General features: G+C 57.2%; 8 protein-coding genes and 1 tRNA gene. 2 read left to right on the top strand and 7 right to left on the bottom strand.

Annotation, left to right across the window (positions count from 1 at the left end; all coding sequences use genetic code 11):
* Nucleotides 1–107 precede the first annotated feature (107 nt).
* The gene (locus tag PTZ19_RS25065) at nucleotides 108–788 is read left to right on the top strand and encodes a M50 family metallopeptidase (protein ID WP_276358429.1); all 681 of its coding nucleotides are present in this window, start codon (nucleotides 108–110) and stop codon (nucleotides 786–788) included.
* Between the two features lie 51 nt (nucleotides 789–839).
* On the opposite strand, the gene PTZ19_RS25060 is transcribed toward PTZ19_RS25065, so the two are convergent.
* Complete coding sequence (locus PTZ19_RS25060; protein ID WP_276358428.1) at nucleotides 840–1,202, bottom strand: winged helix-turn-helix transcriptional regulator; 363 nt, start codon at nucleotides 1,200–1,202, stop codon at nucleotides 840–842.
* A gap of 143 nt (nucleotides 1,203–1,345) precedes the next feature.
* Between PTZ19_RS25060 and PTZ19_RS25055 the strand changes: the two genes are divergently transcribed.
* Nucleotides 1,346–2,329, top strand: coding sequence for an NADP-dependent oxidoreductase (locus PTZ19_RS25055; RefSeq protein ID WP_276358427.1), 984 nt, complete (start codon nucleotides 1,346–1,348; stop codon nucleotides 2,327–2,329).
* 633 nt (nucleotides 2,330–2,962) lie between these two features.
* On the opposite strand, the gene PTZ19_RS25050 is transcribed toward PTZ19_RS25055, so the two are convergent.
* The 6 genes from PTZ19_RS25050 to guaB form a co-directional block, all read right to left on the bottom strand.
* Nucleotides 2,963–3,051: transfer RNA gene (locus PTZ19_RS25050), tRNA-Ser, on the bottom strand.
* A gap of 69 nt (nucleotides 3,052–3,120) precedes the next feature.
* On the bottom strand, nucleotides 3,121–4,404 hold the full coding sequence (gene serS / locus PTZ19_RS25045) for a serine--tRNA ligase (protein ID WP_276358425.1): 1,284 nt from the start codon (nucleotides 4,402–4,404) through the stop codon (nucleotides 3,121–3,123).
* 12 nt (nucleotides 4,405–4,416) lie between these two features.
* Nucleotides 4,417–4,989 carry a pyridoxal 5'-phosphate synthase glutaminase subunit PdxT gene (gene pdxT, locus PTZ19_RS25040; RefSeq protein WP_276358423.1) on the bottom strand — a complete coding sequence of 191 codons (573 nt, stop codon included), beginning with the start codon at nucleotides 4,987–4,989 and terminating at the stop codon, nucleotides 4,417–4,419.
* Between the two features lie 120 nt (nucleotides 4,990–5,109).
* Nucleotides 5,110–5,991 carry a pyridoxal 5'-phosphate synthase lyase subunit PdxS gene (gene pdxS / locus PTZ19_RS25035; RefSeq protein WP_276358422.1) on the bottom strand — a complete coding sequence of 294 codons (882 nt, stop codon included), beginning with the start codon at nucleotides 5,989–5,991 and terminating at the stop codon, nucleotides 5,110–5,112.
* Between the two features lie 76 nt (nucleotides 5,992–6,067).
* Entirely contained in the window at nucleotides 6,068–7,327 is a 1,260-nt protein-coding gene (locus tag PTZ19_RS25030; protein ID WP_276358421.1) for a D-alanyl-D-alanine carboxypeptidase family protein, read from the bottom strand.
* A 234-nt stretch (nucleotides 7,328–7,561) separates the two neighbouring features.
* The gene (gene guaB, locus PTZ19_RS25025) at nucleotides 7,562–9,019 is read right to left on the bottom strand and encodes an IMP dehydrogenase (RefSeq protein ID WP_276358420.1); all 1,458 of its coding nucleotides are present in this window, start codon (nucleotides 9,017–9,019) and stop codon (nucleotides 7,562–7,564) included.
* Nucleotides 9,020–9,312 lie beyond the last annotated feature (293 nt).

The raw sequence follows: 9,312 nt of genomic DNA, 5'->3' as shown, positions 1-9,312 counted from the left end.
TAGCTTTTTGTTTTTTATACTGTCTACTTGACAGGGGTCAGTTCACATCCTGCGGGTTTTTCTTTATTTATGTTAGTATTAAAGATATGGGTTCCGGAGGTCGCCGCATGAACTGGAAGTTTATCGGTTACTTTGCGATCGCGCTGCTCGTCATTCAAATCCCCGTCGTCGGGACGTTTTTCAAAATCGCCAATACGCTGATCCATGAATCGTCCCATGCAATCATGGCGCAGATCATGCAAGGAAAGGTGTATCAGATTCAGCTGTTCGCCAACACGGAAGGCGTCACCTATACCGCTTCAACTTCCGACATGGCTGCCATTTTGACCAGTCTGGCCGGGTATATCGGTTCGTCCGTTGCCGCGTTCGGTCTAGCGGTCCTGAACGGGAATCGGAAATATGAGTGGACTCTCTGGTTATTCGTCATTCTCGCGGCATTAAACGCCGTCCTGTGGGTGCGCAACGCTTTCGGGATTACATGGCTGGCGTTGTTTATCGGATTGCTGCTCTTCGCGCTGCGGCGGCAACGGAATTGGCCCGCCGTTTTATCCGTCGGGTTGTTCGTGTTCGTGCTGGCGGAGTCGGTTACGAGCAGTTTCGAGATTTTATGGCTAAGCCTGAATCTGCCTGCCCAAGCCGGCGATGCGGCCAATTTGGCTCGAGAGACTTCGCTCCCGGCGATGTTCTGGGGGATGCTGTTCATGGTGCAAGCGATCGTATTTGGGTTCTTGAGCCTCCGAACCGCGAATCGGAAAGCCAAAATGACGAAAAGCGGGCTCTCCCTATAGGAACCTCCCTCTCAGGCATGAATTCAAGCAAACAAAGCAATGAGGGGGTCATCAACTTTTATTCGTAACATTGCGTTCGCGGTGAACCAACCCCCACTCGGCCATCGCCTGCATGACAGGGATGAATGTCCTGCCGTAGTCGCTGAGCGAGTATTCGACCTTCGGCGGAACTTGTTGGTAGACCGTTCGAATGATCAGGTTATCTCTTTCCAGCTCTCGAAGCTGTTCCGTTAACATCTTGCGGTTAATTTGCGAGATGGATCGTTGAAGCTCGTTAAAACGTTTGGTGCCGCCGACTAATCGCCAAAGAATGATCGCTTTCCATTTCCCCCCGACCACCGACAGCGTTGCCTCCACGGGACAACCGCTCACGCACTCCTCCAATTCACTCGCATACTCATCCAATCCGCTCATGCCTATCACTTCCCATCCGTCAGTTTCGATTTGGGTACTATGTTACGAAAAAGTGCGTACTTATAAATTCGCCACTTTAGTAAGTATACTACATTCAACACACGTTATTGCTCAAAAGCCAAAAAGTGATGGAGGGTAATCCGATGTCTGAATCCAAAATGAAAGCGATTCTTGTTCATGAGTACGGCGGTCCGGATGTAATGAAGCTCGAAGAAGTCGAACGTCCCAACCCATTGGCAGGTGAAGTGCTTGTCAAAATCCATTATGCAACGGTCATCCCGCTTGACTGGAAAATCCGCAACGGTTGGGTGCAGAAGGTATTTCCCAAGACTCTTCCCTACATTCCGGGTTTTTACGCAACCGGAGTGATAGAATCGACAGGCCCGGGAGTGACTGAATTTACCGTCGGCGATCGCGTTTTCGGAATGATCGTTGGAGCTTATGCGGAGTATGGCATTGCTAAGGTGAATCATACGGCGAAAACGTCGAACGCGGAGTTTGCCGTTGCTCCGGTGGATGAACTGGTGAAGTTGCCGGACGGCCTCACTTTCAAGGACGCCGCAACGATCAGGGCCGGCGCGGACACGGCATGGAAAGCCTTGTTCACCGAAGGAGAGCTGAAAGCCGGCCAAACTGTCCTCATTCATGCCGCTGCCGGCGGCGTGGGACAATTCGCCGTTCAGTTGGCCAAATGGAAGGGAGCCCATGTAATCGGCACTGCTTCTACCTCTAATCTGGACTTCGTTAAGTCTTTGGGTGCAGACCAGGTCATCGATTATACGACGACTGCTTTCGAAGAGGTTGTCAAAGGGGTGGACCTCGTCGTCGATGCCATTGGGGGAGATATCGAGAATCGATCATGGGCCGTTCTGAAGCCGGGCGGAATTCTTGTCGCTTTGACGCAGCCTCCATCCCAAGAGAACGCTCAAAAGCATGGCGTTACAGCAAAATTCAACACCAAGTTTCCAACCTATGCGAATCTGCAGACAGTAGCACAATTGATAGCAGACGGTACGATCAGAGCAGAGATCGATTCCATATTCCCGCTGAGCCAAGCTAACAAAGCGCTAGAGAAAAGCGAAGCAAGACATGGCCGCGGAAGAATATTGCTGAGCATCGACTCCTAATGCCTTGCAAGCACAAAGACCCCTTTACCGAGGGGTCTTTCCTGTAACATGGCCAACAAAAAACGCACCCGATCGCTGTTCAACAATCGGGTGCGTTTCAGTCGTAATCGCCGCAATTCCTTGTGCAGCGGGGATTTATATAAAAGTTGGCGGAGAGGGTGGGATCCGCTCCGTCGCAGCGTGGCCGTACTTAATCGTACGGTCACGTCAGTTGCGACTATCACGCCTGGGCCTACGAACATGCCCCCGGCATGTTCGCTTAACGGCCCGTTCGAATCCCACTATCCGCCTGAGCGGTGTACTTGCTAATGGCGGAGAGGGTGGGATTCGCTCCGTCGCAGCGTGGCCGTACTTAATCGTACGGTCACGTCAGTTGCGACTATCACGCCTGGGCCTACGAACATGCCCCCGGCATGTTCGCTTAACGGCCCGTTCGAATCCCACTATCCGCCTGAGCGGTGTACTTGCTAATGGCGGAGAGGGTGGGATTCGCTCCGTCGCAGCGTGGCCGTACTTAATCGTACGGTCACGTCAGTTGCGACTATCACGCCTGGGCCTACGAACATGCCCCCGGCATGTTCGCTTAACGGCCCGTTCGAATCCCACTATCCGCCTGAGCGGTGTACTTGCTAATGGCGGAGAGGGTGGGATTCGAACCCACGTGGGCTTGCACCCTAACGGTTTTCAAGACCGCCCCGTTGTGACCGCTTCGGTACCTCTCCATAAGATCGGGCAGACCTCGCCTCCGGCGGAATCTGCCCCGTTATCATATCATATGCGGGAATCCGGCATCAAGCCTTGGGACCGATTACCTCCAGCCCGCCCATGTACGGACGCAGCACTTCCGGCACGACGATCGAGCCGTCTGCCTGCTGGTAATTTTCCAAAATCGCGGCGAATGTACGTCCTACAGCAAGACCCGACCCGTTGAGCGTGTGCACGAACTCCGGCTTCGCGCCGGGTTCGGGACGGTAGCGGATTCCAGCGCGGCGGGCTTGGAAGTCCCACATGTTCGAGCACGACGAAATTTCGCGGTACACGCCCTGGCTCGGGATCCACACTTCCAGATCATAGGTCTTCGTCGATCCGAAGCCCATGTCGCCGGTGCAGAGAAGCATGACGCGGTAAGGCAATCCGAGCAGCTGCAGCACGCGTTCGGCATGCCCGGTCATCTCCTCCAGCATGTCGAACGACTTGTCGGGCGCCGACAGATGGACGAGCTCCACCTTGTTGAATTGGTGCTGGCGAATCAGTCCTCGCGTATCGCGGCCGGCCGATCCGGCCTCCGAACGGAAGCAGCTGCTGTAAGCGACGAAACGTTTCGGCAAATCCTCCGCGTTCAGGATTTCATCCCGATGCAGGTTCGTCACCGGCACCTCCGCTGTCGGGATCAGGAAATAGTCCATGCCTTCCAGCTTGAACAGGTCCTCGGCGAACTTCGGCAGCTGTCCCGTGCCCACTAGGCTGTCGCGGTTCACGATATAGGGAGGCAGGACTTCCTCATAGCCGTGCCGATCCGCGTGCAGATCCATCATGAAGCTGATGAGCGCGCGCTCCAGGCGAGCGCCGAGACCCTTGTAGAATGCGAATCTGGCGCCCGTCACCTTCGCGGCGCGTTCGAAATCCAGGATGCCGAGATCGGCGGCGAGATCCCAATGGGCCTTCGCCTCGAAATCGAAGGCACGCGGCGTGCCTACTTTCCGCTGCTCGACGTTGTCCTCTTCCGAAGCGCCGACCGGTACGGATTCATGGGGAACGTTGGGCACGGAAAGCAGCATGAGGTCCATCTCGGTTTCGAGCGCCCGAACCTCTTCGTCCAGTTGCTTAATCCGGTCGCCAACGTCCCGCATTTCCGCAATCAATTCGTCCGCGTTGCCGCCCGTTTTTTTGAGTTGGGCCACCTCTTGGGAGACCACGTTCCGCCGGTTTTTGAGCTGTTCGCTCTCCGTCAGTTTCGCGCGTCTGGCGGCGTCCAGCTCCGGGAACTTGGCGATCAAGTCGAGCGAGGCCCCGCGGTTCTTGAGCGCCTGGGCGACCCGGTCATAGTCGTTGCGAAGCCATTTGATGTCCAACATGGGAAATCCCCCTTATCGGGCCGCGCGGGCCATATCGAGAAACAAACCGTGCAGCCGGTAATCGTCCGTCAGCTCCGGATGGAAGGAAGAGACGAGCAGGCGGTCTTGCTTGGCCGCCACGATCTCGCCCTTGTACGTAGAGAGAACGTCTACGTTCTGTCCGACTTCCTTGATCAGAGGAGCCCGGATGAAGACGGCCCTCAGCGGCGTCTCGATGCCTTTGACGTCCAGCTCGGTCTCGAAGCTCTCGCGCTGGCGCCCGAACGCGTTGCGGGCCACCGTCATGTTCATCAGCCCGAGGTGCGCTTCCTCGCCCCCCTCAAGGCGCTCCGCCAGCACGATCAATCCCGCGCACGTGCCGAAGAGCGGCTTGCCGTGGCCAGCGAAATCGCGAACCGCATCGATAAAGCCATACTTGCGCATAAGCTTGCCGATCGTCGTGCTCTCTCCGCCGGGGATGATGAGCCCGTCCAGTTCCTGAAGCTGCTCCGTCCGCTTGACTGCTACGCCTTCCCCGCCGGCCAGCCCGATGCTGCGGATATGTTCGGCGACCGCTCCTTGCAGCGCCAGCACTCCGATTTTCATATGAGTCCCTTCCCTCTCGCTTGATGCAGTCGCGGCGGCCCCCCAACCGGCCGGTAAAGCACCGTGGGAAGCCGCCGCATGGCCGATTTAGTCCGGATTCAAGCAAGCCCGCGAGGCGGCTTAGATGCCGCGGTCTTGCATGCGCTCGGACGAGGATAGTTTGGAAATTTCGATGCCTTTCATCGGCGCGCCCAAGTTTTTGGAGACGCGGGCGATCAGCTCGTAGTCGTCGTAATGCGTGGTCGCTTCCACGATCGCGCGGGCGAACTTCTCGGGGTTTTCCGATTTGAAAATACCCGAGCCCACGAATACGCCGTCCGCGCCCAAGTGCATCATGAGCGCCGCGTCGGCGGGCGTCGCAACGCCGCCGGCCGCGAAGTTGACGACCGGAAGACGGCCCGTTTCATGCACGCCCAGCAGCAGGTCGTACGGAACGCCCAGCAATTTGGCTTCATTGAACAGCTCGTCTTTGGACATGTTCTGCACCCTGCGCATCTGTCCATTGATCAAGCGCAAATGGCGGACCGCCTCGACGACGTTGCCGGTGCCCGGCTCGCCTTTCGTCCGGATCATCGACGCGCCCTCTTGAATCCGGCGCAGCGCTTCGCCCAGATCCTTCGCGCCGCAGACGAAAGGAACGGTGAATTCCGATTTGTTGATGTGGAACACTTCATCCGCGGGCGTCAGCACTTCGCTCTCGTCGATGTAGTCGACGCCGAGCGATTCCAGTACTTTCGCTTCCACGTAGTGCCCGATCCGCGCTTTGGCCATGACCGGAATGCTGACGACGGCCATGACTTCCTCTACGATCGTGGGATCGGCCATGCGGGCCACCCCGCCGGCAGCCCGGATGTCGGACGGTACGCGCTCCAACGCCATAACCGCCGTAGCGCCGGCGGCTTCCGCGATTTTCGCTTGCTCGGCGCTCATGACGTCCATGATGACGCCGCCTTTTTGCATTTCGGCCATGCCGCGTTTGACTCTCGAAGTACCCGTTTCCATGTTTCACGCCTCCCGAAGATTCTAACCATTTATTTTACAGGATGCCGAATGAATAGACAACCTGCCAGGTCGGAATTTAAAACAAATCCACGATCCCTTTGAACAGACCGGAGAAAAAGTGGCCGATCGCGCGGAACATCAGGCTGAGCCAGCCCGCTTTGTCCACGTCTTCGTTCGCGACCATTTCAATCGTGGCCGTCTGGGCTTCACCCGTCGCCGGGTCCGTGTATTTGACGGTTGCCAATCCGATTTTATCCCCCGCCTTAATGGGAGCGGTAAGAGGGGCTTGGATCGGAGTCACCGACAAGTCCGTGATTTCAACTTTCGAACCTTTCGGAGCCAGGATCGAGAGATCCTGGGCGGGAACCACCGTTACCTCCGAACCCTTTCCCTTGCTGACCTTGAGCGTTTCATGATCCTTCAAAGGCGATTTGGCCTCCACGACCGTCTTCGTCTCGAAGTTGTTGAAGCCGTAGTCGAACAGCTTAGCCGTCTCCAGGAACCGCTTGCCGTCGTTCAAGCCGCCCGGCACGTTCATGACGACCGCGATCAGCCGCGTGCCGTTGCGCAAAGCGGTCCCCGTAAAGCAGTTGCCCGCCTTGCTAGTGTGGCCCGTCTTCAGACCGTCCACACCCGGATAAGCGAATTTGCGGAAATTCGGCACGTCTTTGTTCGATTCGAGCATCCAGTTCCAGTTCGGCGTCGCTTTGTCGTCCCTTTCTCGGAATTTGAGGCTCGGGACTTTGGCAATGTCCAGGAACGTGGGGATTTCGTTTATGATATGATACGCGAGGATCGCGGAGTCCCGGGCGGACATCAGCGTCTCCCCTTCGGCCGGACGGTACGCTTCCGGCATATCCGCGCGGTCCAGGCCGGTCACGTTGACGAAATGGGTATTTTTCATGCCGAGCTGCTCGGCCGTCTGGTTCATGATCTTGACGAACTCCTGCTCGGAACCCGCGATGAACTCCGCAAGCGCGACCGTCGCGTCATTCGCGGACGCGATCGCCATCGCTTTGTACATTTCCTCTACCGTATGCTTCTCGCCTTCGGCAAGAAACACGCGGCTGCCGATCTGCTTGGCGGCGTTTTCCTTCGTGGTGACTTCATCCGTCCATTTGATCTTGCCTTCCTGAACGTATTTCTCCACGAGATATTCCGTCATCATCTTGGCCATGCTGGCCGGCGGCAACGCTACGTCCGGGTTGTTCTGGTAAAGCACTTGCCCGGTAGCCGCATCCATCAGGAACGCGGATTGGGCCTGCAGCTGAAGCGCCGGCGTCGCGGCGGCAGCCGAAGCAGCCCCACCTGAGATCATGGAGACGAGTAGAGACAAGAAAACGGTTATCGGTAAGAATCGCATGGAGCGGATAGACGGTCGGCGTACGAATGGATGATGACGGTTCAATGCGTTCTCTCCCTTTTCGCTAAAATACGATTTTCATTGTAACATACGAGACTGGGATAGAAAAAAGCCTTTCGTAGGAAATCCATAAATTGCGGAAAAAGGAAAAGCCGCAGGCATGCCGGATCGCCGCCCGCGGCTTCTTATTCAGCGTTATGCTAAACGTTACAGCGAATAGTTGGGAGCTTCTTTCGTGATCTGCACGTCGTGCGGATGGCTCTCGCGGAGCCCCGCGCCCGTGATGCGGACGAATTGGGTGTCGTTCTTCAGCTCTTCGATCGTGCCGGCGCCGCAATAGCCCATGCCCGAACGCAGTCCGCCGATCAGTTGATGGATCGTATCCTTGAGCGGTCCTTTGTAAGGAACGCGGCCTTCGATGCCTTCCGGAACGAGCTTGCTCTCGTCCTCCTGGAAGTACCGGTCTTTGCTGCCTTCCTTCATCGCGCCGATCGAGCCCATGCCGCGATAGGATTTGTAGCGCCGGCCTTGGAAAATCTCCGACTCGCCCGGGCTCTCTTCCGTTCCGGCAAACAGGCTGCCCAGCATCACGGCGCTCGCGCCGGCCGCGATGGCTTTCGTGACTTCTCCGGAGTATTTGATGCCGCCGTCCGCGATGATCGGAATGTTGTATTCCCGCGCGACCGTCGCGCAGTCGTAAATGGCGGTGATCTGCGGAACGCCGATGCCCGCCACGATCCGGGTCGTACAGATCGACCCCGGCCCGATGCCGACTTTGACGATGGAAGCGCCGGCCTCGATCAAGTCCCGCGTCGCTTCGCCCGTCGCGACGTTGCCCGCCACGATCGGAAGCTCGGGGTATTTGTCGCGCAGCTTGCGGACCATCGAAACGATATCGATGTGATGGCCGTGCGCCGAGTCGACGACGAGCAGATCGATCCCGGCTTGAACGAGCGCATCCGCGCGCTCGAAGGTGTCTTTCGAGACGCCGACCGCCGCGCCGACCAGCAGCCGTCCGTGCTGATCCTTCGCCGCGTTCGGGAACTGGATGGCCTTCTCGATATCCTTAATCGTGATAAGGCCCTTCAGCGTGTTCGTCTCGTCGACCAGCGGGAGCTTCTCGATTTTATGCTTCTGCAGGATGATCTCGGCCTGCTCCAGCGTCGTTCCTACGGGAGCCGTCACCAGATTGTCGCGCGTCATGACGTTGCTGATTTTGATCGAGTAGTCGTGGACGAAACGCAAATCCCGGTTCGTGATGATCCCGACCAGCTTGCCTTCACGGTCCACGATCGGCACGCCGGAAATCCGGTATTTGCCCATGAGCTCTTCCGCGTCGTACACATGATGGTCCGGCGTCAGGGAGAAGGGGTTCGTGATCACACCGCTTTCCGAACGTTTCACCCGATCGACTTCTTCCGCCTGTTGGGCGACCGACATGTTCTTGTGGATGATGCCGATGCCGCCTTCCCGGGCGATCGCGATCGCCAGAGCCGATTCCGTGACCGTATCCATGCCCGCGCTGATCAACGGAATGTTCAGCTTCACGGAAGGAGCCAGCCTGGTCGACACGTCTACGTCCCGGGGAAGCACCGAGGATTTCCGGGGAATGAGCAGCACGTCGTCAAACGTGAGTCCTTCCTTGGCGAATTTGTTTTGCCACACGAGTGAATGACCTCCCTTGCCGGCCGCTTGCCGGTTTTGTCTCCGATTGATTATAGGCAATCTTAGCAAAGGCGTCATGGGCTGTCAAGCTAGTCGGAAGCGCAAAAAACCGCGTCGTTTAGGCTTTCTCGGATGTAAACGTTTGATTCCGCGGAAGCGGCGGACAACCCTGGTTTAGACGGCCTGAAAGAAATGCAAAAAGAGCACTTCCGGCGTTGGTCGCAACGCGAAAGTGCTCTTCCGGTTTACACCCTGAAAACCGGATAGCGAAACGTTCAACATCTGATCTGTGC

It is taken from the genome of Cohnella caldifontis, assembly GCF_029360585.1.
Classification (GTDB): domain Bacteria; phylum Bacillota; class Bacilli; order Paenibacillales; family Paenibacillaceae; genus Cohnella; species Cohnella caldifontis.
The sequence above is the reverse complement of the archived record's forward strand: the minus strand, read 5'-3'. Positions and strand labels throughout refer to the sequence as shown.